This is a genomic window from Pseudoalteromonas sp. 0802 (assembly GCF_013350085.1).
In the GTDB taxonomy this organism is placed as follows: domain Bacteria; phylum Pseudomonadota; class Gammaproteobacteria; order Enterobacterales; family Alteromonadaceae; genus Pseudoalteromonas.
Genome location: NZ_JABVXE010000012.1, coordinates 71,707 through 98,117 on the forward strand (window position 1 = coordinate 71,707; position 26,411 = coordinate 98,117).

Sequence of the window (26,411 nt, forward strand, 5' to 3'; positions counted from 1 at the left end):
AACCCTTTTTAGTTCAATTTGTTAATTTGCTCAGAAACTTTACCAAACTGTTTTGAAAATTTTGTGATCATGCTTTCAAGCTTTTTCACACTACGCTTTAAACGTGAGCCGTTTATTTGGCTATAAATAAAGCCCCAAACGCCTGTAACCACACTTAACACAATAAACACAGCAACTGGTAGGCCATCTAAGTGTTCAACCACTTGCGGGTAATTATTGAGTAAATCAATGCCAGCATCTGGTACAAGTGTATTTACTAATGGGTAAAAATCACGGGCGTCAAAGTACCACGCTAGCCCTACTGACGTAAGACCAAGCAATACCATACGGTTAAAGCCATGCACCATACCAAAGTTTCTGACTGAAGAATTGTTGTACTTAATGTCTTTACTCACATTAACCGCATACTCACGGTAATACTCAGAGTAACGCTTAGTATCAACACTGCTGTAGGCGTAATACACCCAATCACCAATATCAACAGAGCCCAGTAAATCTTCACCCGCTTTAAAAATAAACGGCTCACCCGATGCGGTTTCGAGCATGATTTCACCTTTTAAGGTGGTGCTACGATTACGATAAACCTCAACGCGCTCTTTTACATCGCTGCCAACATACATGCCACCGCGATAGGTGGTTGTGGTTTCTGTAGTGGTCACTGTTTGGCGACTTTCATTTGCATGTGCGCTTTGCTCTTTTTCTAATACTTTGCCAAGCACTGCACAATGACTAATGGTGCCTTTTTCGTTACGTGCCCAAACATTTTTATGCTCATAAGCGTTTTCATATGCAAGGCTATACTCATCCATAATGGCATGCTCAAGCTGGGCAATACTGGTTGGTTTTGTTTTGCTTGGCTCTAACGCTTTTTGAATGCTAATGGCTTGCTCATCATCTTTTGCAAGTGATTGTTCTTTTTCAGCAATCGCTTCAACGTGTTGCTTAGCGCCACAGCAATAACAATGCGCAGCATCTTGGCTAATACGCTGCTGGCAAGAGATACAAATAACATCTGACTTACTCGGCGTTCTTGCCAGCATGTTATAACCCAATTGATTAAGGGTGGTCGATAGCATCACATCTGTTGCCGCTAAAATCGCATCATACTTTGCTTCTTGTTTGGCTTTAGCTTTTTTATGGTAGTTGTGCTCTGCCATAAATACCCCTATTGCCACAGGCAATGACGCAAGTAGCGCAGGCAAAAACTCAAGCTTTGCAGCAAACAACATGATTAAGAATGTAATAACACTTAGCACAAGCCACAAAATGGTTCCGCCAGTGTAGTTTCGGCTAATGGTTTTGTCCCAGCTGCGATATTGTTGATCGGCAAAATGCACAATCACAACTGGCATAAAGCGGTCATTTTTAACTACCCGCCTAGCATTGCCATCAGCAATGCGATAATTAAGCGTTAACGGTGTTTCCTGAAAAGCAGTGATTACATTGCCCTTTTGTAGGTTAGCAATTACATCTTTTTCTGCATCAACACTAAACTCATGAATAATGCCGTCTTTGTCTTCTACTTCTAGCCACCAATAACCATATAGCATGTTGTCGTTATTGGTTTTATAACGGCGCTTATAGTAATACATTGATTTCACAACGCCTGTGATCGTACTCGCTTGTGGCGCATAATTTTTTACATCAACTAGCAAGTCAGGGCTGAGTTCTTCAACCGTGTGCATTTGTCTTTTTTGCTCAAGAGCTTCTCCACAATCACAACAGTGAAGATCGGTGGCATATACCGTAGTTTGGCAATGTTGCATTTTCATTCCTTGCTTAATTAATTGCTTAAATCAATGGTTAATGTTTGTTCGCCAGCATCTACTTGGTGCCAACGTCGATACGTTTTATACCCAGGCGCCGACACTTGAATATCATAAGCGCCAGTTTTTAATGTCATGCCGGGGCGATATTTAGGGCCGATATTCATAATGCGAATAGTGGCGTTCACCGGGTTTGTAGTAATGGTAAGTTTAGTTTTTTGCTCAACCAGATATTGTCTACGCTGTTGCTGCTCAGCACTTAAACTGGCATCGCCGTGGCGCAAAATATCAACCTTGGCTAAAGCATGGCTCAGCGGGCTAAAGTTCTCGTAAATATGCAGTTTTTCTTCAAACTTTAAACCAAGCGGATGCAGTAAAGGCTGGGCATGCAAAGTCCAACGAATCGCATAACTAAACACCGGATTGCTCGACTCATCGACCTTGTCTAAAAAGTAGTTAACAGGGCTTTGGTCGTCTTCGGTAAAGGTGTTATGCACAAACATTACTGGCACTATCAAAATCAGCGCAGGCATAATCAGCTTTTGCAAAACAGATACAGCAGTGGTTGGTTGCTTTTCTTGCTTGGGTTTAATCAATTGCCACAGTTTTAACGGCAGCTTGCTAAAGGTTAAGCAAATCAAAAACAGTGACAACGACATCGAGATAGGCGGAATAATCACCGAACGCAATGCTTGCTTACCGTACTCGGCATACTCGCCACCATCAGCAAATTTACCTTCTGAGCTATTGAGCATGGCTAGGTATTTGTCAGTGCGTTTTGCAATGTTTGGATCAAGCACCTTGTCTTTAAAGTTCTTTTTATTCCAATCGGCACGAATGTTTTTTACGTATAAATCACCCATTCTATCGGCAATTTTTGCTTGAATTTGCGGGTGTAGTTGAAACGCAACCCAGCTTAAGTTTGGCTTTAAACTCATGCCGCGTTTACGCATTTCGCTTTGCCATTGTGCATTAGCTTCACTTGTAACCTTATTGGATACAGCATTAGCAAACGCTTGGCGTTGATTCACATTCCAGTTGCTTTCAAGCTGTAACCCTTTGCTGGCAAAATGTCCTCTAAGCTTCTTTTGTGTTGTTTCGTGAGCACGAAACGCCATTAAGTTTTCAATCGTAAATGGGTAGCCCGTTTCACTCACAAACATCTTATGAAAGTTCGGGTGCTGTAAAAAACGCAGCTGATAATGATCTGGGTCATCGGTGTATTTGTAGCGTTTATCTTTAAAGCCGCCATCACCACCGGTTGCTAAACTAGCAGCCTGTAGTGCGGTATAAACACCACCAGTGAGCACACCCATTAAAATAGTGCCTGCGGCATTTTCAGCAACCGAAACATCTTCTTCAATAAGCCAGTAATCAGGCTCAATGTAGCCAATACCCGCTTTTAAAATATTGCTTCGGTAGTCTGCTGCTTCGCGTTCATAACAACGATTTCGGCGGTCTTTTTCGCTGCTTTTGTCATAACGCTCACGGCATTTTGCAATGCTGTGGTGGTAATCATAAATCTTCGGGCCATACTTTTGTGCACGTGCTGACGCTTTTGCAATATGGGCTTTTTGCGCTTGTTGGTACTTGTTCCAGCCGCTATTGATCTCTTGTTCAACTTGCTGCCAATAACCTTGCTCGCGCTCACCGATACTTGCCAAAGTGCTGTTGTACTTTTTACTACCATCAGCATAGGCTTTGTATTTAACCACCAGCTCATCATATAACTGGCTGTAGTTTTTATAATGTTTATCAAAATCTTGATACGCTTTTTTCTGTACAAACGCAGCAATAATCTTTCGCTTATCTTGCTCTAGGTTGTCTGAAAGGGCGGCATCGCTATACAGTAAGCCACCAAACAGCGCCAAAAAGGTCAGGTTTTCTGAGCTATGTAATTGCTCAGGGTTGTAATCAAGGTCGTTCACTTTAATCGAGTTAATCGCCAGCGCGTCTCTAAGTGCAGCACTGTAGGTAGCAAACTGGCGCTGCTCTGCGGTTGAAGGCTCAATTAAGGTTTTTTCAATGGCATATTTTTGGCCAAAAAACACCACCGGCCAAACTAAGCACAATAAAGCGATAAACGAGATAATGCCACGGCCTACTTTGGCAACCATGGCTTTAGGTAAAAAGTCAGCTAACAGCAGTGCAACACCTACTCCAGATACAGCTCGGCCATAAATTTCGAGGTGTTCAAGGTCTTCAGCAGAAGGCGTTCCTAAACCGACTAAAGAGACTAACTGGGCATTAAAAATTGCCTCGGGTATTAAATATAAAGTAGCTAAAACAAGTAGCAAACAGCGCCACCAAAACGGCTTTATTAAATCAGTCATAGTCTTGTTCTTATTGTTTTTTACGCAGTTCTAGTTCAACAGCAGGATCTGTTTCTAGGCTAAAATCTTCATCGGCTTGGCGAGTCCCTATTTCTAAATTAGGTGCTGAAGGAGCCGATGTTACTTTGGGAATATAAGTCTGTGCTTGGGTTGACTTAAGTGTGCCGCCCACCGCTGGATAAAGCTGGTTCCCTTTATAAGCATACAGCTCATCTAGGCGTTCTAAATCAAGGTCTGCGGGCATGCTGGCAATTAACTTAGCGTCTGCTTCATCGCTAAAAAACGGCTGCATTTTTGGTAATTCGAATACAGAACAAAAGCCATAAACGGTGTCATCCATGATCACAGAATCAGGGCGAAGTGAGCGTGACTGCGCTAATAAGCTGCGCTCATGGTAGTCGTGGCCGTTAATAGAATAAGTGGCAATCATAATACCGCGCGCTTTAGCGACTGGTTTTAAGCGTGCTGCACTTTGCTCGTAATGACGAATATCAAGCACATAACCAAAATTACGTTTGAGCTGCTTGGCTAATTTATCGAGCTTAACTGGGCTGTCGTAACGTTTTTCACGATGATGGCGATTACCTAGTGCTTGTAGGCTCTCAAGTTCTTCTTTGTTACGCTCGTAAATGGGGTCGCTACCGGCACCACGCTTAAGATCGCTTGCTAACTTATTCATCGAGGCTTTTGCCGGTGATTGAATAAATGCCAAGTAAATATCCGGATTAATGTCACGCATACGGGTCAGATTGCGCATTTCTAAACTGCTAAAAAAGTAGTTACCGCCGCCAACAAATTCATATGCTAAGTAATCAAGCATTTTTAAATCATTTACTGAGGCATTTGATTTTATTTCTATATTCAATTTTTGATGGGGTTTGCGATAGCGCGCAAACGTGGCAGCAAGCTCTCTGAATGAAGGTGGTATATCATCGGTAAGTAACCCGGTATCTTGGTTACGATGACGTAAATAACCCCACTCTTTTTTATAGCTCATCGACTCAATTTTGCGGCGCTGGTTATCAACGGTGCCAGTTTCTCGACCAGTACGGGCATCATGATGCACAACCCACACATCGTCACGGGTAATTCGCACATCAATTTCAACAACATCAAAGTTGTTGTCGATGGCATCTATCACCGCGTTAAGTGAGTTTTCGGCATAGCGAATTGAGCCACGGTGGCTCTGCAAATTAAAGTTACTGCATTGCCTAGCAGAGGCGTAGTTGATATTACCAAGTTGGCTTTCATAAAACCCTCGTGCATACAGTGCACCCTGCTTGGCCTTAATGGCATTTTTTTCGGCCACCGTTAAGGTGCTTTCAGCGCTTGGCTCTGGGGTGCTCTTACAAGCCGTTAAACCAATAAAACACAGAAGAATACTAGCTAGTAGCCATGGTTTTTGAGACAAAGTTTGCATCATTGCTTTATAGCCAAAAGGCTTTCCTTTCTAATACAAGATAATGAAGAAGTGCGTAAAACTGAATAATATATGAATAAAGGCCACGATTTAAAGTAATAACTTTAATAAAAATGAATATTTTAATTTAAGATACAAGCTGTTAGATTTAATTTAATAAATAGCAAAATGTTGCTAACAAAACGCAAAAGCCCGACTTTACCGCTTTGTGGGAATATAAAATGATCGATTTTGGTAAAAAAATAACGCCTGCGCGCGAAATGCGCTCTACCAATAATTTACACACTGCGCTTGAAAGTGATCGGGGCCGCATTATTAATAGTGCAGCAATTCGCCGTTTGCAGCAAAAAACCCAAGTTTTTCCACTCGAACGAAATGCTGCAGTGCGCTCAAGGCTTACCCATTCGCTTGAAGTACAACAAGTGGGCCGGTTTATTGTGCAAACCATTTTTAATAAGCTCAGTGATGCAAAACAAAAAGAATATGGCTTAGCTGGGCTTGAGCGCGCGCTAGAAAGCCTAGTAGAAATGGCGTGCCTAATGCACTACATAGGCAACCCGCCGTTTGGTCACTTTGGCGAAGCAGCCATCAACCAATGGTTTGATAAACACTTAGACGCACTGACTCCTGAGCGCTGTAAAGGCATTGGTATTAGTGTGATCTTTAAACACCTAGCCCAAGACATAAAAAGTTTTGAAGGTAATGCCCAAGGTATTCGCATAATTCATTCATTACTTTCTCTAAACTTAACCTACAGCCAAAGTGCCGGAATTTTAAAATATACACGCCCGGCCAGCATGGCGAAAATAGACAGCCCGCAAGATAAAAACTACTTGATGAAAAAAGTGGGTTACTACTTCAGCGAAAAGCCGTTTATTGAAGCCCTGCAAACTGAACTCGAAATTGAGCAATACTGCCGTCATCCTGCTAGCTACATTATGGAGGCCGCTGACGATATATCGTATTGTTTGGCCGATATTGAAGATGCGGTAGAAAAAGGCATTATTAGTGTTGAGTCGCTTTGCGAAAAGCTAAAAGAGCAATACACCCGCACACTCACAAACCTAACCATAGACGATACCAAACACAGCGACTTTGCCGAAAAAGCCATTGATTATGCGTTAAGTAAAGCGCAAGAGCAGCCGTACAATTTTAACAGCGAATTTTTTATCTACCTGCGCGTGACCTTGCTACACCCATTAGTAAGCTACGCAGCAGAGCGGTTTATTAATAATATTGAAGCCATTTACCACGGTGATTTTAATCAAGCTTTACTAGAAGATCGCAGTCACTTGCACGCCGTCACGCTCACCTTAAAACAAGTGGCATTAAAGCATGTATTTTGCCACAAAGAAGTAGAGCGTTTAGAGCTACAGGGTTATCGTATAATTAGCGGTTTACTTGACTGTTATAAACCTTTACTAGCCCTTGATGCTGATGCTTTTAAACGCGTGTTAAAAGGCGATCAAAACTACTTAATTGAAACTCGTCTTGTTAAAAAACTATCTAATAAACATTTAAATAGCTACCAAAAAGCCATTGATGCCCTAAAAGCAGAACCGGATCATTTTGCCGCCTACGAATTTTATTATCGCTGCCGCTTAATTCAAGATTACATAAGCGGAATGACTGACCAATTTGCTTACGACGAATACCGTGCGCTCATGGTAATAGATTAACCACTACGAATACGCTTAATTTGTTAACCAAATGTGGATAAATTACTCGTCTCAGCTTAGAATTAATTAACTGTTAGGTCATCGACTAAACCTTACTGGTCCGGAACTTATGCCAATTATAAAAACAACTTTTCTCTTATTACTCCTAAGCTTAAGCTTTACGAGTAAAGCGCAGTACAACGAAGCCATGTGTATTTTGTTAAAACAGCAAATGCATGAGTACCGCTTTAACACCAGCAATAAAAACTATCGCTCAGCTGCCAGAAACTATGAGAAAAACTGCAAAAATCCAACGCCAGTAAACAATGCAGCTGCTTTCGAAAAACTAGAACAACAAACAAAAGAAGTAGCACCTGTTAATTCAACTGCAGCGGCTAACCCTAGGGTGCACTCAGGCGCTATTCAAGCAGAACCTGAAGAAACTACGGCACCTATTGCAGAGCAAACCGTTGAACCTATCGAACAGCAAATGCCAGCAATTGAGCCTGAAGTTCAAGAACCAGAGCCTGCCGAACAAACAAGTGCCTCTGCAGAACAAACCGAAATACCAGCAAAAGTTGACCGTATTACGATTTCTGATGCTCCTAAAGAGCCTGTAGTAGAATCAACTACTAGCTCTGCTATTCAAGATCAAACCACTGAAATTAAAACCCAAAGTGTTGAGGCTGCAACTGCTGAAAAACCAGCTGAACCTGAAGTAAAAGCAGAACCGGCACCAAAACCTGCGCCAACACCTGCACCTATGCCAGAACCTATTCCTGCAAACAGCGATAGCTCTTCAAGCTCATTATTAATGCCAAGCTTAATTGTGTTGTTGGTATTACTTGTTGCAGGTTTAGTGATTGTGCGTATTCGTCAAAGCAAAAAAGCAGACGCCGATTTAGAACTTGAACAAAGCTTAATGCAAGCTAAAGCCATTAAAGCAGCTGCAGAAGCACAAGCAGCTGCTGAAAAAGAAGCTGATGAACTCAAAGCAGCAACAGCCGCAGTGCTGGCCGAAGAACAAGAGCACCCTCATGAAGACAGCTACCCGCTTGCCAACGATACATTTACAGCAACCGAAACTGACAATAATGACGAGTTTTCTGAGCTTATGCACTTTAGTGCTCAGCGTGATAAAGAAGAACAAGAGTCTGAAACTTCACCTGAACAACCACCAGCAGAAGACTTTGCTGATGCCCATCAATTCGAAGATCTTGAACTTGGCTACGACGAGAAAAACGCTAACGACGCTGATGACGACTTCTTAGATGAACAACGTGAGTTAGAACAAGAGCTCAAACTAGCAAGCCTAGAAGATTCATCGTATAGCATCAACGAAGAGGCTGAGCCACAAGCTGAAGAGGTTGAGCAAGACGAACCAGAATTAGAAGAACCGAGTTATACTGCTTCGTCATCATTTGGCTTTGACGAGTACTCAACTAAAGAGCCTATTGAAGACGAGCCTCTTACACCTGAGCCATTTGCAGATACTGATAACAATGAACCAGAGAAGCCAGAATTAGAAGAGCCAAGCTTTACGAGTTCGTCATCGTTTGGCTTTGATGAATACTCAACTAAAGAGCCGATTGCTGACGATGAACCAGTGTTAGCTGAAATCGAAGAACTTGAAAAGCCGGAACTCGATGAGTTTGAGAAACCTGAAATAGTTGAACTGGAGCAGCCAGAAATTGAAGAGCCAAGCTTTACTGCATCTTCATCTTTCGGTTTTGATGAGTATTCTACAAAAGAGCCTATTGCTGACGACGAGCCAGTGTTAGCCGAGATAGAAGAGCTCGCAAAGCCTGATATCGATGAGCTTGATAAACCTGACATAGATAAACTTGAGAAGCCAGAAATTGAAGAGCTAAGCTTCACGAGTTCGTCATCATTCGGCTTTGATGAATACACAACAAAAGAGCCTATTGCTGAGGATGAACCGTCTAAAGATGAAGTGCCTGAATATGACTTATCGTCATTGATGGGTGATGATTTATCGTTTGCTGATCATTTTAATGAAGATGAGCACACAGTCACTGCTCCAAGCACAACAGACGAGCACGACGACATCAGCGATGATGATTTAGCAAAAGCCTTACAAGCGTTAGAACAAGAACTACAAGATGAACCAGCTTCCGTTAATGTAGAAGAGCCGTCACTGCCAGCGGTAGAAACGGTTGATTTGTCTGACGAACTGAGTGAAGACGATAAGCTTGAAGAGATTGATAGCGACTCTGACAACGACGCCGACAAAGAGCCAGAGCAACAAGATGATAAGCCGTATAATCCATTTGCGAACTTATCACTTGATCCAAGCTGGGATCCAAACTCTGACGAAAAGCCTGTGATAGAAAGCAAAACCAAACAGCCAAAATCACAAGCCCTAATTGACGCAGAAGAACGCGCCAAACAGTTTAAAACGGATGAGTGATTAAGTTTCGAGGTGCGAGATGCGAGGTGCGAGATGCGAGGTGCGAGATTCGAGGTGCGAGGTGCGAGTCTGTAGCAGCGATTTTACATCGCGTCCCAGCACTCAAGTCCCAGCGCCTAATGTCTTCACCATAGGCGTGAAACTTGTTTCGCGCTTCTGAATGAAAAGGTTTACATGGATTATGTTGGGTATCGCTCCGCTCGACCCAACCTACCCTAAACATGAGCAGTTCAAGTGCTGAGCTGAACTTAAAGCCTAGCTCCTTTACCCTTTCTAACTTTACTCTTTCCCCTTTCCCCTCGCTAACTAAACACTCACTTAACCACTGGCCGTGGGCGCATTAACCAATGGAAAATAAATATCAAACCAAAAAACACCGACACGGCTAAAACACACAATACAATAATGTTGGTTGGTAAAAACGAATCGGTGCTGTAGCTGTAGCGCTTTAATTCTTGCTCGGCGGTTAACTTAGCTCGTTCGGCTTTGCTAGGTAAAACAAACTCATGAAACGAGTCTGTTGGTTTTGCTTCTGTACGGGCAAGTTGTGCACTTTTTTGCTGCCATAACATATCAAATTGCTGAAACTGAATTTGCTTATTTTCAAGGCACGACTCAAGGTTTTGCAACTGTAACGAACGAGCAGCACAACGTGGCGGCATCACATAAAAGCGGTCCCATGCAGCTTGTTTGCTTATGTAGGCTTGCTCAGTTAATGGCTTTGCCAAGGTGTTTTCAAGTTCAGTAATATCAGGGTTATACAAAGACGACTTTAGCTCAGCTATTTGCTCTTCACTAAAGCAAGTTTCAGATATTCGCGCCGATAAGCTTTGAATGCGCTGTTTATAGGCTTCAATTTTGTCGAGAAGATTGGTTTTACGCAGGGCTATTTGTAGCTCTATACGTTCGGCTTGCATGCTTTGACATGCTTCTGAAGGAGCACTTTGATGCGCCCAAGCAAAAGCGGGCAACAACAAGGCTGTTGTCATTAAAATCCGTTTAATCATTAATTTACGTCACTGTAAAAGTTAGGGGTACAGATTATCAGTTTCTAATAAAACTGCAACAAATCTGAGCCAATTTCACTAAAAAGGCTGATCTATCATCACCCAAAAATTTGCCCCTTCTTTTGAATTAGCAAGCTCTGTTCGAACGACTAACCCCGACATCATAGCTCTTAGTGAAACACCATAGTCATAATGATAGTCTTGCCACAATGCATCCAAGGTTAAATGAGGCGACACACGACCAGCTTCAACAAAGCCAACTAACTGAAACCAATCCAGCTTCAAAAACTTTAGCCAATTTACATCTGCTATTGGATTATATTTTAGGGTATAGCGATATTCGAATGCCCCATAAATAGCGGCTTTGTCATGAAATCGATAAAAATCATAACCCCGTAAACGCTTAAACCCTCCTAGTGTAGCGCCTTCGTTGTACGGTGCTGCATCAGAGATAAACTTAGTGCCATCAAGAGTGTGATTTACTTGCCAGCTGGGTGAATAAGCAGCCCAAAAATTAAATGCTAAAATACGCTGATGAGCAAACTCACTTGCTCCTAAAGAAATAAACTTACTGCCATTAAACTGCCACAAATCCCAATCATAAATATCGTCACTCCCTGGCATTGATTGGCTATAGGCAAGATACTGCCTGCTTCCGTAACTTGGGTTAGTTGCAAAATCGGTGTTGTCATAGAGCAGGCCAAATTCCATTGCTGAAATACTGCCATCTTGTGTACCCTCATTAAATTCAAAGCTTTGCGAGCGCCTAAAATAGCGTGCAGTTGCAACCATTACACCCGATTCCAACGGGTTCCACTGTGCCCCACCCGATGGCTCAGAAACCAACAAGCCATTTTTAAGTTGGTAACGCACCATACCTGTTTGCGATGTTGCGCCAAACGGTAAAGCGTATTCGATGCGGGCATCAAACCAATTCGAGCTACCATCGGCTTCTAAATAAACCTCGTTTGAAGAGTCATTACTACCGGGGAACACGGCGTTGTCAGCAATGGGCACTTTATGGCCTCCGGTATAAGCTCGCTGATCAGGAAAATATGCAGCCATGCCACTGGCACTAAAATACCAGCGTTCTGAATCTAACACCTTATAGTTAAACAGGCCTGCCCACGCGCCTTCGCTCACATCACCTTTAAATGCAGTAGCGCCAACGGTCATTTGTGGTTGATGGTAACCTTTGATCATGCCACCCACACCAAAGTTAAGCCCCATGGTATCGGTGCTAAATAAGTAGGGAAGCACTAAAGACTCGTGCTTTTTATTCGCGCTCTCAACACGCTCAATACTTGCTTTTACACGGGAAATATCAGCATTGGCCGTTAGGCTTGCAGCCACACAAACGCCACAAAAAATAAATTTAAAGTTAAGCATTACTAGCTCCTTTAGTAAGCGACTTAAATAAGCATAGCTGGTGCTTAAAAACTTTAAAATGATTTAACGCAAATGTTACTGATGAAGTTGATAAAACTGCTGATCATCTAAAACTGCAACGCACAGCCCGAGGCATTGTGTTAACCGCCAAAGGCGAATCACTGTATAACGAATTAGGCGAACAAGTGCTCGCACTTAGCAGCCAGCTTGAGCAATTAAATGACTCGCCCGCCGCAAAAGAGTTTTACCTGTTGTGCCCACAAAACATCATTGCGGGCCCACTGATGGGGGCCGTTAATCAGTTTGCGATGGAAAACCCTGCACTAAACCTCCACATTTACCCAAGTAATGCCAACAGCCAACTAAGCCAAAAACGTTTTGACTTAGCCATTCGCATCGGCGAACAACAAGACTCAAGCTACTTTCAAAAGCGCCTAGGCATGATCGCAATAAAGCTGATTAAAAAGAAAGATGCCCCAACATCAAGACTGATATTGCCCTATTCAGAGTCACAACTACCCAGCGGTTTGCTTAATAAATTAAAAACCGAGTATGAACATATAAGCTTTTGCTTTGATGTTACAATCGCCAGAAAAATGGTTGAAGCGGGCTATGGCGTTGGCTTGCTACCCATGAGCGAAATTTGCTGTATAGACGACACCAGCAACTTTAGTTATATCGATTCCCCCCACAGTATTCCCGCAAGGCCAATTTACGCCCTCTGGCCACATTCACGCACTCCATCAGCGAATGCCCTGTTGTTGATAGAACAACTCCAAACCAGTATTGCAGACTCACCAAGTTTACAAGGAGAGGTGTTGGTACTTTAGTTGCGAGATGCGAGATGCGAGATGCGAGATGCGAGATGCGAGATGCGAGATGCGAGGCATTGTAGGTCGGGCTTTAGCCCGTCAACCAACTCAATCTTTAAACCAACGATAAAGACCAAACACAAACAACATGGCTGCAATGCCAGCCAAGGCTAATTGCCAAATTTTAAGGTCATTCAACTTTGTAAATTGCGGACCAACACTCTCATCTAAAGGCGGCGAAGCTTGCTGAATTGGTGGCTCGGTTATCGGGCTCTTTATTGCAACTTTGCTTGTGGCTTTGTTTGTATTTATTTCTGTAATGGTCGGCTTTACTGTAATAACTACATCTTTGTATTCTAATTTTTGTTTACCGCTCCAAGCCGATTCAAATAGCGCCTTTTGCTCTGCTTTATTTTCGCTACACCATACAAAATCAGCTTGCTGAATATTCTTCGCTCTACAGCGATCCGGTAATTGATAAAATTGCCCCCAAGCATGGCGCTTTTTATCGTCATTATATGAATTTGAATACACCGTAGAGTTATGTACTTTGGTGTTTAAAAGTGCGGTAGGGTTCGAGCGATACGTATAATTACCGCCATTACCAGAACTTCTTTTTGGGTGTTTGCAGTGTCTCGCCAACAGCGTAAAAAGCTCATCTAAACGCTGATTCCAACGTTCACCTTGCCTAGCCGTGTAGCTACGATTCATTCTCTTACGAATGCCCTCGCGCTCAGCCTCAATGCTATCACAGCGACTCTTTGAATATTGCTCTTCAGCAACCGTGTTGAAACTCACAAGTAAAGTAGCGAGTAATAAAATCCATTTATTCATAACATTACATCTGTGTAATTTGGTTGTAATTACTCCCTATGTGTTAGCTAGGGAGGTACTTATTCGATAAAAGCTAGCTAAAACAATTGCTTTATAAAACTTTCGATGCAAATTACCTACTCAAACTAAGCATTAAATTTAGTCTCTATCAATTAAACCTTAGAAATATTTAAGCTTCTTTGCACAGCTTGATAGCAAATAGCTTTTTGCATAGCTCCATCTATTTGGTTTTGGCGCATCGACAATATAGTTTTTGCTAACTGTCTATGGGAAACAATAGGAAATGGTGGTCGCTGCTTCAACTCTATAAACCAACCTGGAAAGCACAATATTGGGGTTATTTTTGTTTGAAAACCAGTTGCTTCACTTAACCATTTATAAACCCAATTTGCTTGTATTTTTGCTTGTTCAATTGGCTTGTTTTCACTCCAAGATGGAAAGGCAAGTAGATTATTTTCGAATCGGACTTTGTAGTTTGTATCATCTTTAACGCGCTTATGCCTTCCTTTTGTTTCAATCGCAAAAACACCATTAGGCCCAATAACTAAGTGATCAATATTAAACCCATCAGCTTGAATATCATGAAATATTTGATACCCATGAGATTGAAGCTCAATTAATTCAGATGCAACAGCTAACTCAGCGTCTCGTCCTAGTTTTAGTTTAATTAACTGGTCTGATTCAAACCACGATTTTCTGGCGGTGTAAATTAAACCGACAATAATTACAACTATAAAAAAGTAGTTCAATTGACCGCTTGCCAACATTTCGGTAATCCCTTTGAGGGCAAACGGCATTGTAATAATCAATGTAGCTAAACCTATGTAACCAACAACATTAAAGACCTTATCGTTTACTTGATCGTTAAGTGTTTGTGCGGCTACTCGAGTAAATTTTTTTCGATCTACAGGTAACTTGGCTTGCTTCTGATGAAGCCATACTCTTAAAAAAATAACACCTAATATTGAATATATTCCTCCTATTACAAATAAGAGGCTGAGTCCTTGTGCTATGAAGTTATCCATTTCAGATCCTTGTTCTGTTAACTCCCTCTTTATACATCAATTATTTAATAATGTCGCGTTGGCGACGGCAACCAAAGAGAAGTAAACGCCGACTTCTCTTTGGAATCTCTCGGCGCCCCGAGGTTCACACTGTTCCTTCAATTTGAATAAATTAAATGAACGTAAACAGCGTAGATAAGCCATCCGTGGCCAAGCTAGGCCTTTTACAGCATCCATGCTGTAAATTACTCATAATTAATTCAATTTCGGGTGTGAACACGGGGAAAACCTAAGCAATCGCCTGCAACTGAACAATGAGTTATTTCTTGTTTTCATTAGCTATTTCAGTAAACTGGCTGTAAATAACAGGGAGTGGTTTATGGAACAGGTTGGCATTTACGAGCAGCTTATTACTCAAGTGATTGAGCAGAATTTAGATCGTAAGCAATTTTATGTAGGAGAACGCCAACTAGAATGTGCCGAAGCCGCAACTTGGTTAGCTCGATTTTTAGGAAAGCTAGTCGCACATGCGATTGATGCTATCCCCCACTCTAAAGATCGATTAAGCGAACAAATTGATTTAGCTAATAACTTAGTTTTATGGCTTAAAGATCATATTAAAGACGATGAGCTAATCAATGAAAACCTCATAGATAGCCAAGGTAAAATTCTTACAGCTCTATTCAATACTGAAAACCCTGTAGCAACTAATCTCAAAGACTACTCAAACAGCATTTTCCCACTAACAGGCCTTACACAAAGTGAGTTATTTAGCGGCGCAAATGCAGGCCTATCTCTTGAGACTGAGCTTAAAAGAGAAATTAAATCAGCTGATACCATTTATTGGCTCGTTTCATTTATCAAATGGACTGGACTGCGGATATTTAAAAGTGAGCTAGAAGCCTTTACAAGAAAAGGTAATAAGCTAAAAGTAATCACCACCTCATACATGGGTGCAACAGACGCGAAAGCAGTTGAGTTCTTAGCTAGCTTACCCAACACAGAAGTAAAACTAAGCTACAACAATCAACAAGAACGTTTACACGCTAAATCTTACTTATTTATGCGTAACACTGGTTTTCATACTGGCTATATTGGTTCATCAAACTTATCGCATTCGGCACTCACCAGCGGCCTTGAATGGAATTTAAAAATCACCGCGCAAGAAATACCGCATATTATCGCTAAAACCAAAAGCACCTTTGAAACCTACTGGCAGTCGCCAGATTTTGAATTATTTAGCGGCAAAGTTGAATGCAAAGAAAAGCTAATAAACTCACTTAATGAGCAGCGTGGTAAAGGCCAATCAAGTAACCAGTTTTATTTTGATATCACACCAAAAACTCATCAATTAGCTATTTTAGAAAAACTAAGTGTTGAACGGAGTGTTCATAATCGATTTAGAAACTTAGTGGTGGCTGCAACAGGCACTGGCAAAACCATCATATCGGCATTCGATTTTAAAAACGTGTATGACAAAAAGTCAAATGCCAATTTTTTATTCGTCGCGCATCGAGAAGAGATCCTCACTCAAGCACAAAGCGCCTATCGTGGTGTGCTAAAAAATAACGATTTCGGTGAGCTTTGGGTCGGTAACTACAAACCTCAACGATACAACCAGTTATTTGCCTCAATTCAGACTCTTAATAATCAAATCGACAACATGAAGTTGAGCGCTGATTTTTATGATTACATTGTTATCGATGAAGTACATCACGTAAGCGCAGCAAGTTACCGCGGTATTCTTAACCTCTTTAAACCAAACATTTTATTAGGCTTAACGGCCACTCCGGAAAGGCAAGATGGTGCAAATATTTTGGAAGATTTCTGTGGTGTAATTGCTGCAGAGATCCGCTTACCAGAAGCAATAAACCAACGCCATCTGTGCCCATTCCAATACTTTGGGCTTGATGATGATATAGATTTAAGCAAAATAACTTGGCGTGGCGGTCGTTATGATATTAGCGAATTAAGTAAGCTCTACACTGGGGAGAACAACCGCGCTAAAAAAATCATCTCGAGCCTCAATGAAATCGCCACTAATATTCACACAATTAAAGCTTTAGCATTCTGTGTTAGCCAAGATCATGCTGAGTTTATGGCTAGTAAATTTAACCTTGCAGGTATAAGTGCGGACGTACTTACCAGTAAAAATACTCATGAGCGAAATCACAAACAACAGGCGCTTAGAAGAGGTGAAATAAAGATCCTCTGTGTAGTAGATATTTTTAATGAAGGGGTCGATATCCCTGAAGTTGATACTTTGCTCTTTTTACGACCAACTGAAAGCCTAACGTTATTTTTACAGCAGTTAGGACGAGGCCTGCGTTTACCTGACAATAGCCAAAAACAATGCTGCACCGTTCTAGATTTTGTTGGTAACGCTCGCCCAGAGTATGACTTTGCTAATAAGTTTCGAGCTCTAATTGGCAAAACTAACCAGTCAATAAAAGCCGAAATAGAAAATGACTTTCCGCATTTGCCGTTGGGTTGCAGTATAGAGCTGCAAGAACGTACCCAAAAAGCAATTTTGCGTAATATTCAACAGGCAATTAATAGCAAAAGGCGCTTGCAACAGCTTATAAGCAGCTATTCACAACATACTAACGCCCAACTATCTCTAAGTAACTTTCTAACCATAAACCCTCAAGTGACGTTAGAAGATATTTATAAACCGAAGGAAAATAAGCTCGGTGGCTGGTACTGGTTAAAAGGCGATGAAATACCAGTAGAGCAAGTCGATATTTACGCTGCGTATTATCGTGCAATCAACACTCAATTACTTAGTTGCAACTCACTGAGCTATTTGAGCTTTTTACGCGATTTATGTAACAGCGACTTTAGCATTGAAGTAACGCCTAAAAATCAACAATACGCTCTAATGGCTCATTACAATTTTTGGGATAATACCGGCACAAGTCTGGGGTTTAAATCTATTAAACAAAGCTTACAAGCACTAAAAAACCCACTATTACAACACGAGTTATCAGAAGTGATTACGCTTTTAATAAATCGTATTCACCAACAAGAAAGTGAATTAACGTGCCTTCCTAATCACGCAATAAAATTACACAGCCGCTATACTCGCCAACAAATATTAGCTGCATTTGGCGCACATACGTTTGATAAAAAATCGACTGCACGCGAAGGCGTATTAGAGTTCAAAAAACAAAATTTAGAATTACTTTTTGTAACTCTCAACAAATGCGAAAAAACCTATTCGCCAACAACGCTATACCATGACTATGCAATCAGCCCTACTCAGTTTCATTGGCAAACGCAAAACAGCGCACGACCAGAACACGGTAAAGGCTTAAGTTATATTCAGCACCAACAAACTGGAAAAACAATCTTGCTGTTTGTGCGGGAACAAAGCAAAGACGAAAACGGTAGAACAATGGGATTCGTTAACTATGGCGAGGTTAAATACCAAAGCCACAATGGCAGCCAACCAATGAATATTACTTGGGAGCTAACAAACCCCATGCCAAGTGAAATGTGGCATGAGGCAGGGAAGTTGGCTGTAGGTTAAAACCTAAGCTTATTAAGAATCATATTTGTACTTTGTCTGCGCGACTAGATCTAATGCGTGGACATTTTTACTTCCCGCCAACTCAAATCTATCTTTTGCAAGCCAAAGTTTTGCGCCATTGCTGCTAGCAACTTGGTATGCCCAGTTGCTTACAGCAAGGGATTTATCTGCATCACAATGAAAATAGTGAGTTAGTTCATCAGTGAGTAGCTGACTGTGGCGATCTAGGTTTTGCTCTTGCCAACGTTCACGGTGTAATTGTGCGGCTAAAAAGTCGCGTTTGCTGTTATTACAACTTCGATGGGCGGCAACAAAATTATGGCCTAAATCGTTAGCGTAGCGAGCAAAAGGAATAAAGTGATCAACTTCTATCGCGCTCGTGAGTGGCTTTTGACAATAAAAGCATTGGCCTTTTTGTATTTCGACTAAAACTGGTTTTGCTTTGTTAAGTGCTGTGCGGTCGAAACCAAATAAAAAGTCATGCAGTTGGCTTTGAGGGCCAATAAGCGCTTGATTGTGCTTAATGCTCTGAATCTTTTGTAGCCATGCGTTTTTCGCTAAATAGACAACTAAATCGTAAAAGCGTCTAAAGCAAGCGGCTATGCCTGCATTTAGAGTGATATAGCTTTTGCCTTTTGTGTGCGGATATAAAAAGCACTCTTCTTGTTTAGCTAGAATTTGTAAGCGCCACAATGGGCCTGTTTTTAAAGTGTCTAAAGCTGCTTTGTAAGTGGTGTGCCAGTAAGGGCTTAATTTTAGCTGGCGTAAGCTACGAATATTGTTTTGCTGGCACTCATATAGCACCGCAATTACTTTTGATTGCGCACCCGAGTTTTGTTTAAGTAAAGCACTTTCACCACTATGAGCAGAAGAAAATGGCACTGCATGGTGCCAATAAAGATCTATTAACTTTTCAGCCAGCCTAGCGAGGTCGATGTTTAACTCGCTTGCTTCATACATCATTGGATGCTCAACACAAACATCAGCCAACGCATGCAATAGTGCAAACTTATAGGTAGCACTAAAATCACCTTCCACCAGCATACGCTGAATGTAAGCAATAAAATCGAGTTGCTGCTGCATGGCTATCATCAATCAAGCCTTATGTGTACTTTTTAAAAGTGCTTTAAAGTTCATGAACTGTTCCCTGTTTTCGCCGGCATATTTGCCACTTATGCCTATAACGCATTGTTGTAGCTTGCATATTGGTGATTTAGTTTAGGAACAATCTAGCATGAAAAGCTATTGCAAATATAGGATTTTAGGTAGAGCTATACTCTAAAACCCATACAATATTGGGAAAGTTGCGGTATAGCCTGCTATACCGCATATAAACGACTATATCGTTCTTCTGTGCAAAATAGCGTTTAGCCATGTTTCTGTGGCGCGCTCTGGGCGTTGATCGGCGCTTTGCCATGACTTGAGGATAAACAGGTCGGTGCCTTTAATTATGCTCTCAAGGGCTTGTTCGTTTAGGTCGGTAAATTCGCGACCGTTGTGTTCCCTCTCGCCTTCGCCGTATTTAAACGATACATACACGATGCCTTGTGGCTTTAATGCGCGGGCAAGGTTATTAAATGCGTCGGTTAAGTCGTTTTTTGCTACGTGAATAAGGCTTGCGCAGCACCAAATGCCGTCGTATTTGGCAACGTCGTTTAGCTCTAGAAAGCTGCTTACTGCTACGTCTTGGTTTAAATATTCTGACGCCAGCTTTGCCATAGCTGGGCTGATATCGAATGCATCTACGCTATAACCGCGCTCTTTAAAGATGAAAGCATCGCGGCCAGAGCCACAACCGGCATCGAGTAAAGCGCCTTTTTTTGGGATCAGCGGTAAGAATTCGTCGTAAAGTTCATTGAGGTCTACATCGAGTGTGGCATCTACAAATGCTTGCGCATTTTGGTTGTAGTATTCGACGGTTTTGGATGCCATTTTACTTCCTTTATATTGGCAAGATTGCTTGGCGCTAAAATATCATTAAAGCTGGGTAACGCAAAGGATGAAATGTGATTTTAGATGCTAAGAATCAACGATTTTAGAATGGATATTAGAAGTTAGTTGGAGGAAGGAAGAAGGTAGTAGTTACGAGGTGCGAGGAACGAGGTGCGAGATGCAAAGGTCGAGATGCGAGAGACGAGATGCGAGATTTTATACTTTTAACTCAACAACATTGCACAATTAGCAATTTACTTGCACTATTAAGTATTAAGAAGACTTTAGTCTGAGGTAAGCATGCACGACAAGCAAACTCATTGCCAGCCAACAGGTTGCAATAACTGTAAAGACAAATTAGAACTTGGTTTTGATTTTACAATGGCTTTTCAGCCAATTATTGATTGCACCGATAAACATATTTTTGGCTATGAGGCTTTAGTTAGAGGGCCTAATAATGAGTCGGCTTATTCTGTTATCTCACAAGTTAACGATGAGAACCGTTATACCTTCGACCAGCTTTGTCGTATTAAAGCTATTTCGCTTGCAGCTAAGCTGAAGCTTGATTCTATTTTGAGTATTAACTTTTTACCTAACGCGATTTACAAACCTGAGCGCTGTATTAGAACAACCCTTGAAGCTGCTAAGCAATATGACTTTCCGGTAGAACAAATTATGTTTGAATTTACCGAGGTTGAAAAGGTTGAAGACAGTACGCACATCAAACGTGTTGTTGAGTATTACCAATCACTCGGTTTTATTACCGCAACCGACGACTTTGGCTCTGGGTATTCTGGTTTAAATTTATTGGCTGATTTTCAGAGCAATATTATTAAGCTCGATATGGAGCTGATACGCGATATTCACTTAAATAAAGCACGCCAAATCATAGTGAACCATTGCATTGCCATGTTTGAAGAACTTAACATCACCGCCCTTGCCGAAGGCATTGAAACGGTTGAAGAATATCAATGGTTGCGCCAAGCCGGCGTAAGTTTAATGCAAGGGTATTTCTTCGCTCGCCCAGGGTTTGAGAGCCTGCCAGAAGTTGATTTTAGTAAGTTGGGGTAAGTACGAGAATCGAGTTGCGACAAAACAAGAGCCTTCAGCTTTCAGCCGTAAGCCCTCGGACGCGCGAAACAAGTTTCACGCCTACGGTGAAGACATTAGGTGCTAGGCGCTAGGGTTTAGGAGCTAGGCTCTAGGACGCGATGTAAATTCGCTGGTTTCTCGTATCTCACATCTCGTCACTCGCACCTTTCCCCTTTACTCTTTCCCCTTGTACCTTGCTAACTTCTTCCAGTATTTAATCGTATTTGTATTATAAATTTTTATTTAGGATGCTAGGCTGAATATTCTTTAAGCATATTGAGAAAGGATAATGATGTTTTTACGCATACTGTTAGTCTCAGCACTTGTTTTATGGTCTTCTGCAAACCTAGCCGCTAAAGAGCAGTCTCTTAGTTTTGATGCTGAGTTAAGCAATTATCAATACGACTTACCTGTACAATTTTTTAATTTTTCGTCACAAAATACGCCATTAAAAATGGCTTACTCTTACCTTAAACCTAGTAATAATATGCCTACCGTTGTGCTTATGCATGGCAAAAACTTTAACGGTCATTATTGGACCAATACTGCCAAGTACCTTAATAGCAAAGGCTATGGAGTATTGATCCCAGATCAAATTGGTTTTGGTAAATCATCAAAGCCCGCCGATTATCAATTTTCGTTTGCTGTATTAGCCAATAACACTCATCAGCTAGTGTCATCTTTAAATATTGAAAACCCCATTGTACTTGGCCACTCAATGGGCGGCATGCTAGCAAGCCGTTACAGCCTGATGTTTTCTAGCCAAGTTAGTAAACTCATTTTGCTAAACCCAATTGGTTTAGAGAACTATTTAAATTATGTGCAATACAAAGACACCGATTTTTTCTTTAAAAATGAATTGGCTAAAACACCTGAAAAGGTTATTGCTTACCAGAAGAAAAACTATTACGACGGTAAATGGAATAGCTCCTACGAGCAATTAACCCATTTTATTAGTGGTCAAATTCAAGGCCCTGATCATAAGCATATGGCGTGGGTTAATGCTAAAACCTACGATATGATTTTTACGCAACCGGTCATAACACAGTTTGATCAGTTAAGCATGCCTGTGTCTTTAATTATAGGCACCCGCGACAGAACTGGCCCTGGCCGCAATTGGAACAAAGCAAATGTTGACCATGAGCTTGGCCGTTACGATAAATTAGGCAAAGCCGCGGCAGCTATGATCCCAAAATCGCAATTAATTGAATTAGACGATATTGGCCACCTTCCTCACATCGAGGATTTTGAACGCTTTAAAGGCGCATTAGACAAAGCGTTATCATTTTAATTCTGGTCGCGCGAAACAAGTTTCGCGCCTACGTGTAGCAGCGGGTTTATCCCGCGTCATCAGATGCTAGGTTCTAGGAGCTAAGCCCTAGGACGCAATGTAAAATCGCTGCTACCTCGAATCTCGAATCTCGAATCTCGAATCTCGCATCTCGCATCTCGCATCTCGCATCTCGTAACTATACTCTTTCCCCTCGAAACTCATAACTCGCAACTTCCCCCACTTTTAGTACCGTTTTTGTGAAAAATAACGACTTATTCGTTGATGTAGTTACAATTTATCTGTAACTTGTGTCGCCCATTTCGCTACGCACGACTATAATATTAAGCGAAATCAACATTTTCATACTAAATACTAGGGATACACAATGAAAAAACTTCCTATTGCATTGGCTCTATGTGCTGCTTTTGTGTCTGCAAACACAATGGCAGAGGTTCGCATAAACGGCTTTGCTTCTATTGTTGGCGGTAAAGCCCTTGACGACGACGCAACTCTTTACGGTTACGATGACGATATTTCGTTTAAAAACGAAAGTATGTTCGCATTACAGCTTTCTGCAGATTTACAAGAAAAGCTGAGCGCTACGGCACAAATTGTGGCGCGTGGTAGTGATGATTTTGATGCTGAGTTTGAATGGGCTTATTTAACTTATGAGTTCAGCGATGAGCTACAAGTGAGTGCTGGTAAAATGCGCGTGCCGTTTTACCGTTATTCAGACTTTTTAGACGTTGGTTACACTTACCGCTGGGTTCGTCCGCCGCAATCTGTTTATAACCTTCCATTTTCAACGTATGAAGGCTTAAGCTTGTTACACAACACGCAATTAGGTGATTGGGATTCAACCGTTCAAGTTATTTACGGTAGCTTCGATGGCAACATTGCTGTGGTATCGGTTAATGGCGATACAGAGCTTAATGATATTGCTGGTATCAACTGGACGATGAGCTACGACTGGTTCAGCGCTCGTGCTGCGTACTTTGTAGCTGATACAACAATTGCAATTGAAAACGACACCGATGCAGGTGTTGCACTTAATGGCCTTGAGCAAACTCTTCGCGCTGCAGGCTTTGTTGATCAAGCTGATGATATTGCGGTAGACGAAGATGATGGTTCTTTCTTCGCTGTAGGCTTTTCAATTGATTACAACGACATTCTATTTGATGCTGAATACACTGAGTTTGAAGTAGAAAACAGTGCTCTTGCTAAACAAACTCAATACTACACGTCTGTTGGTTACCGTATGGATGAGTGGATTGTGCACTTAACTTACGAAAATAACGACGACAAACATGATAGCAACCGCTACAACGCGCTACCTGCAGTACCAGCTTTAAACGCAGGTATTAATCAGGTGCTTGAAGGCGTTAGAGCAAAGAGCAACGTGTATACCATTGGTACGCGTTATGACTTCCACCCATCAGCAGCATTGAAAGTAGATTTCAGCCGCTTTAAAGATGACATTTCAGATACAGAAACCGACGTTGTTGCTGTTGCTGTTGATTTAGTTTTTTAATTGGAGTTCATAATGAAAAAATTATTAATCGCTACAGCAATGACTCTTTGCTCGCACGCTGCATTTGCTGATGTTGCTGTTATTGTGAACCCTGCAAATGGCAATGCTATTGATGAAGGGACAATCAAAAAGATTTACCTTGGCAAGACCAAGTCATTTGATGATGGCACAAAAGTAAACCCGGTAAACCAAGACGGCAACAGCGTAAGCGATGAGTTTAACGATAAGGTTGTTGGTAAGTCGAGCAGCCAACTTAACGCTTATTGGTCGAAACTGGTATTTACAGGTAAAGGTACTCCGCCTGAGAAACTAGCAAACGATCAAGCTGTTATTGATTTTGTTGCAGCCAACGGCGACGCCATTGGTTATATCGATGCAGCAAAAGTAACTGATAAAGTTAAAGTAGTAGGTACTTTTTAAGTTATTACTACGGCTAATAAAAAACCAGGCAATGCCTGGTTTTTTATGCGCTTAAATTACTCGACTTTAAATTTAGCTGTGGCGTCGAGTAACGAGTCAGACAGGTAATGAAGGTTCTTCGCTACATCACGTACCGCCGACAATGAGTCCATTGTTTCTTCAAACGACATATGCATATTCGACACGTTATCAACAACCATACTAGCAACTGATGTTTGCTCTTCGGTAGCTGCGGCGATTTGCGAATTCATACCGTTAATTTCTAAAATCTGCTCAGAGATTTTATCAATCGACTGCCCTGTATTTTCTGCTGCTTCGGCATTGTTTGTAGCCATATCTCGGGCTGAGTTCATTGCATTTACTGCATGGCTTGCTGCGGTTGTCAACGTTGAAAGCAGCTCTCTGATTTCGTTGGTTGAGTGCGATGTTCTTGATGCAAGCTCTCGTACTTCATCTGCTACAACAGCAAAGCCACGGCCTTGTTCACCTGCACGCGCAGCCTCAATAGCCGCGTTTAATGCTAGCAAATTGGTTTGCTCCGCAATTGAAGTGATCACATTCAAGATTTGTGTAACATTTTTAGTGTCATTTGCCAGCTGGTTAATTGTTGAAGCCGCTTGGTTTATTTCTTCACTTAATGTTTTTGACTCAGTAACAGAGCGCTGTATTTGCGTTCTGCTTTGCTCAACTTCGCGCTCGGCTGTTTGCGCAGCTTGTGATGCATTTGCCGCTGAATGAGAAATATCAGCAACACTTTGACGCATTTCTTCCATCGACTGCTTAACTATTTCGGCATCGGATGTTTGTTTCGTTGTAGCACGCTCAGCACGTTCCATACCTTGCACAAGTCGCGTTGAGTTCTCCATTAATGGTTCACACACAGCTATTACCTCAAGTACCGAGCCTTTTAATAGCTGAATAAACGCATTGAAGTTAATTGATACCTGACCAATTTCGTCTTTAGCGTGTACTTCAAGTTGTGTGCTTAGTGAGCCTTTACCGTCGGCTAACAGGCGTAAGTTATCTGCCGCAGCGCTAGCAGATGAGCCAATTCCACGGGCAATCCAAATTGAGGTAACCACCAATAAAATAAGTGATACAACAGACACAATAAGCATTAAGTTTAGTGCGTTGTCTGAACGGGCTTTGGTTGCTTGTACAAGTTCAAAAAAGCGGTCGTCTGCGCGGGTTTGTGCACGTTTAAATCCCGCTAAAACAGCTTCATATTGCTGTGTTTTTTGCTGTGCTTGCTGTTGAATTTTACTAAAGTCAGCGGTGCCGTCGATCATTGAAGTGGCAATCGTCGACGAGGTTTGTGCATAAAGCTCTAATTGTTTTTTGGTATCGGCATGCACATAGCTGTCGTTAATGCTAATGATATTTTGTAGATTTTCGTTAATCGTTTTATACGTTTGCGCAGCACTATCCACTAAGTCTGACTCACCAAAAGTGACTGCTTGAGTGTATAACTCATCTAGTTTTTCGAGTAGCGCAACGTTTGCTGAAGTGAGTTTAACGACTTGATATGACGACTTTTCTAGCTCGTCGAGCGAGACCTTGTTGTCATTCATGGCTATAAAATTGGTTACTACTATGATCACGAATGCCGTTATGGCAATGCATGTTATGGCGTGTATTTTTTTTGTGATGCTCAAGTTATTGAATGAAATACTTGCAGACATTGAATCCACCTTTGCTGTCATATTACTTAGTATTATCGCCCGATTTCCCTAAAGTATTAACTATATTTATATATTTTCAGGTTTTTTTCTTATTTAGTGCCGTTTGTGGGAGGGTGGCGAAGAGCGAGAAGAAAAAAGTGGTTAGAGGTCAGATATTAGATATCAGCCGAAATGAGGGGTTGTTAAGGTCGATTGTTCTTCTCTGCAATGACAACCCTGTAGGAGATGTATGGACTCCTCCCCCAAATAGGGTGAGTACGGTATAAAGAGATTGGACAATTACTTTTACCAATAA

18 protein-coding genes are annotated in these 26,411 nt (G+C 41.6%); 8 read left to right on the forward strand and 10 right to left on the reverse strand.

Annotated features, from left to right (window positions below):
* Positions 1-8: 8 nt before the first annotated feature.
* The 3 genes from HUS61_RS15855 to HUS61_RS15865 are packed head-to-tail and all read right to left on the reverse strand — an operon-like array spanning position 9 to position 5,522.
* The gene (locus HUS61_RS15855; RefSeq protein WP_175083107.1) at positions 9-1,766 is read right to left on the reverse strand and encodes a hypothetical protein; all 1,758 of its coding nucleotides are present in this window, start codon (positions 1,764-1,766) and stop codon (positions 9-11) included.
* A gap of 17 nt (positions 1,767-1,783) precedes the next feature.
* A complete protein-coding gene (locus HUS61_RS15860) occupies positions 1,784-4,099 on the reverse strand; it encodes a PEGA domain-containing protein (RefSeq protein WP_175083108.1) in 2,316 nt (771 codons plus the stop codon).
* Between the two features lie 10 nt (positions 4,100-4,109).
* Positions 4,110-5,522, reverse strand: a complete 1,413-nt coding sequence (locus HUS61_RS15865) for a glycerophosphodiester phosphodiesterase family protein (RefSeq protein ID WP_258536034.1) — start codon at positions 5,520-5,522, stop codon at positions 4,110-4,112.
* Positions 5,523-5,740: 218 nt separating this feature from the next.
* Here HUS61_RS15865 and dgt point away from each other — a divergent pair, with 218 nt between their 5' ends.
* A complete protein-coding gene (gene dgt / locus HUS61_RS15870) occupies positions 5,741-7,198 on the forward strand; it encodes a dGTPase (protein ID WP_175083109.1) in 1,458 nt (485 codons plus the stop codon).
* 109 nt (positions 7,199-7,307) lie between these two features.
* Complete coding sequence (locus HUS61_RS15875; RefSeq protein ID WP_175083110.1) at positions 7,308-9,608, forward strand: hypothetical protein; 2,301 nt, start codon at positions 7,308-7,310, stop codon at positions 9,606-9,608.
* A 314-nt stretch (positions 9,609-9,922) separates the two neighbouring features.
* Here the strand turns inward: HUS61_RS15875 and HUS61_RS15880 are convergent, their stop codons facing one another.
* Positions 9,923-10,615 carry a hypothetical protein gene (locus HUS61_RS15880; protein ID WP_175083111.1) on the reverse strand — a complete coding sequence of 231 codons (693 nt, stop codon included), beginning with the start codon at positions 10,613-10,615 and terminating at the stop codon, positions 9,923-9,925.
* A gap of 78 nt (positions 10,616-10,693) precedes the next feature.
* Complete coding sequence (locus HUS61_RS15885; protein WP_175083112.1) at positions 10,694-12,004, reverse strand: BamA/TamA family outer membrane protein; 1,311 nt, start codon at positions 12,002-12,004, stop codon at positions 10,694-10,696.
* A 137-nt stretch (positions 12,005-12,141) separates the two neighbouring features.
* On the opposite strand from HUS61_RS15885, the gene HUS61_RS15890 reads away from it, so the two are divergent.
* Positions 12,142-12,834 (forward strand): LysR family transcriptional regulator, encoded by a 693-nt coding sequence (locus tag HUS61_RS15890; protein ID WP_175083113.1) that lies wholly within the window; start codon positions 12,142-12,144, stop codon positions 12,832-12,834.
* A gap of 90 nt (positions 12,835-12,924) precedes the next feature.
* Here the strand turns inward: HUS61_RS15890 and HUS61_RS15895 are convergent, their stop codons facing one another.
* Positions 12,925-13,650 carry a hypothetical protein gene (locus tag HUS61_RS15895; protein ID WP_175083114.1) on the reverse strand — a complete coding sequence of 242 codons (726 nt, stop codon included), beginning with the start codon at positions 13,648-13,650 and terminating at the stop codon, positions 12,925-12,927.
* A 152-nt stretch (positions 13,651-13,802) separates the two neighbouring features.
* Positions 13,803-14,675 carry a nuclease-related domain-containing protein gene (locus tag HUS61_RS15900; protein ID WP_175083115.1) on the reverse strand — a complete coding sequence of 291 codons (873 nt, stop codon included), beginning with the start codon at positions 14,673-14,675 and terminating at the stop codon, positions 13,803-13,805.
* Between the two features lie 358 nt (positions 14,676-15,033).
* On the opposite strand from HUS61_RS15900, the gene HUS61_RS15905 reads away from it, so the two are divergent.
* On the forward strand, positions 15,034-18,186 hold the full coding sequence (locus HUS61_RS15905) for a DUF3427 domain-containing protein (RefSeq protein ID WP_175083116.1): 3,153 nt from the start codon (positions 15,034-15,036) through the stop codon (positions 18,184-18,186).
* 12 nt (positions 18,187-18,198) lie between these two features.
* Here the strand turns inward: HUS61_RS15905 and HUS61_RS15910 are convergent, their stop codons facing one another.
* Both HUS61_RS15910 and HUS61_RS15915 read right to left on the reverse strand, forming a co-directional pair.
* The gene (locus tag HUS61_RS15910; RefSeq protein WP_175083117.1) at positions 18,199-19,281 is read right to left on the reverse strand and encodes an HNH endonuclease; all 1,083 of its coding nucleotides are present in this window, start codon (positions 19,279-19,281) and stop codon (positions 18,199-18,201) included.
* 243 nt (positions 19,282-19,524) lie between these two features.
* Positions 19,525-20,118, reverse strand: coding sequence for a bifunctional 2-polyprenyl-6-hydroxyphenol methylase/3-demethylubiquinol 3-O-methyltransferase UbiG (locus tag HUS61_RS15915; RefSeq protein WP_175083118.1), 594 nt, complete (start codon positions 20,116-20,118; stop codon positions 19,525-19,527).
* Positions 20,119-20,418: 300 nt separating this feature from the next.
* Here HUS61_RS15915 and HUS61_RS15920 point away from each other — a divergent pair, with 300 nt between their 5' ends.
* The 4 genes from HUS61_RS15920 (at position 20,419) to HUS61_RS15935 (ending at position 24,434) form a co-directional block, all read left to right on the forward strand.
* Positions 20,419-21,189, forward strand: a complete 771-nt coding sequence (locus HUS61_RS15920; protein ID WP_054563209.1) for an EAL domain-containing protein — start codon at positions 20,419-20,421, stop codon at positions 21,187-21,189.
* A gap of 310 nt (positions 21,190-21,499) precedes the next feature.
* Positions 21,500-22,501 (forward strand): alpha/beta fold hydrolase, encoded by a 1,002-nt coding sequence (locus tag HUS61_RS15925; protein ID WP_175083119.1) that lies wholly within the window; start codon positions 21,500-21,502, stop codon positions 22,499-22,501.
* Positions 22,502-22,868: 367 nt separating this feature from the next.
* Positions 22,869-24,014 carry a porin gene (locus HUS61_RS15930; RefSeq protein WP_055022127.1) on the forward strand — a complete coding sequence of 382 codons (1,146 nt, stop codon included), beginning with the start codon at positions 22,869-22,871 and terminating at the stop codon, positions 24,012-24,014.
* A 12-nt stretch (positions 24,015-24,026) separates the two neighbouring features.
* Positions 24,027-24,434: a phosphate ABC transporter substrate-binding protein gene (locus HUS61_RS15935; RefSeq protein WP_175083120.1), complete on the forward strand. Its 408-nt coding sequence runs from the start codon at positions 24,027-24,029 to the stop codon at positions 24,432-24,434.
* Positions 24,435-24,490: 56 nt separating this feature from the next.
* On the opposite strand, the gene HUS61_RS15940 is transcribed toward HUS61_RS15935, so the two are convergent.
* Positions 24,491-26,116: a methyl-accepting chemotaxis protein gene (locus tag HUS61_RS15940; protein ID WP_175083121.1), complete on the reverse strand. Its 1,626-nt coding sequence runs from the start codon at positions 26,114-26,116 to the stop codon at positions 24,491-24,493.
* Between the last annotated feature and the right edge of the window lie 295 nt (positions 26,117-26,411).

Coding starts and splice junctions, on each gene's coding strand:
- HUS61_RS15900 (WP_175083115.1), bottom strand. CDS start 14,675: ATGGATAACTTCATAGCACAAGGACTCAGCCTCTTATTTGTAATAGGA.
- HUS61_RS15895 (WP_175083114.1), bottom strand. CDS start 13,650: ATGAATAAATGGATTTTATTACTCGCTACTTTACTTGTGAGTTTCAAC.
- HUS61_RS15935 (WP_175083120.1), top strand. CDS start 24,027: ATGAAAAAATTATTAATCGCTACAGCAATGACTCTTTGCTCGCACGCT.
- dgt (WP_175083109.1), top strand. CDS start 5,741: ATGATCGATTTTGGTAAAAAAATAACGCCTGCGCGCGAAATGCGCTCT.
- HUS61_RS15855 (WP_175083107.1), bottom strand. CDS start 1,766: ATGCAACATTGCCAAACTACGGTATATGCCACCGATCTTCACTGTTGT.
- HUS61_RS15940 (WP_175083121.1), bottom strand. CDS start 26,116: ATGTCTGCAAGTATTTCATTCAATAACTTGAGCATCACAAAAAAAATA.
- HUS61_RS15905 (WP_175083116.1), top strand. CDS start 15,034: ATGGAACAGGTTGGCATTTACGAGCAGCTTATTACTCAAGTGATTGAG.
- HUS61_RS15860 (WP_175083108.1), bottom strand. CDS start 4,099: ATGACTGATTTAATAAAGCCGTTTTGGTGGCGCTGTTTGCTACTTGTT.
- HUS61_RS15920 (WP_054563209.1), top strand. CDS start 20,419: ATGCACGACAAGCAAACTCATTGCCAGCCAACAGGTTGCAATAACTGT.
- HUS61_RS15880 (WP_175083111.1), bottom strand. CDS start 10,615: ATGATTAAACGGATTTTAATGACAACAGCCTTGTTGTTGCCCGCTTTT.
- HUS61_RS15865 (WP_258536034.1), bottom strand. CDS start 5,522: ATGATGCAAACTTTGTCTCAAAAACCATGGCTACTAGCTAGTATTCTT.
- HUS61_RS15930 (WP_055022127.1), top strand. CDS start 22,869: ATGAAAAAACTTCCTATTGCATTGGCTCTATGTGCTGCTTTTGTGTCT.
- HUS61_RS15915 (WP_175083118.1), bottom strand. CDS start 20,118: ATGGCATCCAAAACCGTCGAATACTACAACCAAAATGCGCAAGCATTT.
- HUS61_RS15875 (WP_175083110.1), top strand. CDS start 7,308: ATGCCAATTATAAAAACAACTTTTCTCTTATTACTCCTAAGCTTAAGC.
- HUS61_RS15925 (WP_175083119.1), top strand. CDS start 21,500: ATGATGTTTTTACGCATACTGTTAGTCTCAGCACTTGTTTTATGGTCT.
- HUS61_RS15885 (WP_175083112.1), bottom strand. CDS start 12,004: ATGCTTAACTTTAAATTTATTTTTTGTGGCGTTTGTGTGGCTGCAAGC.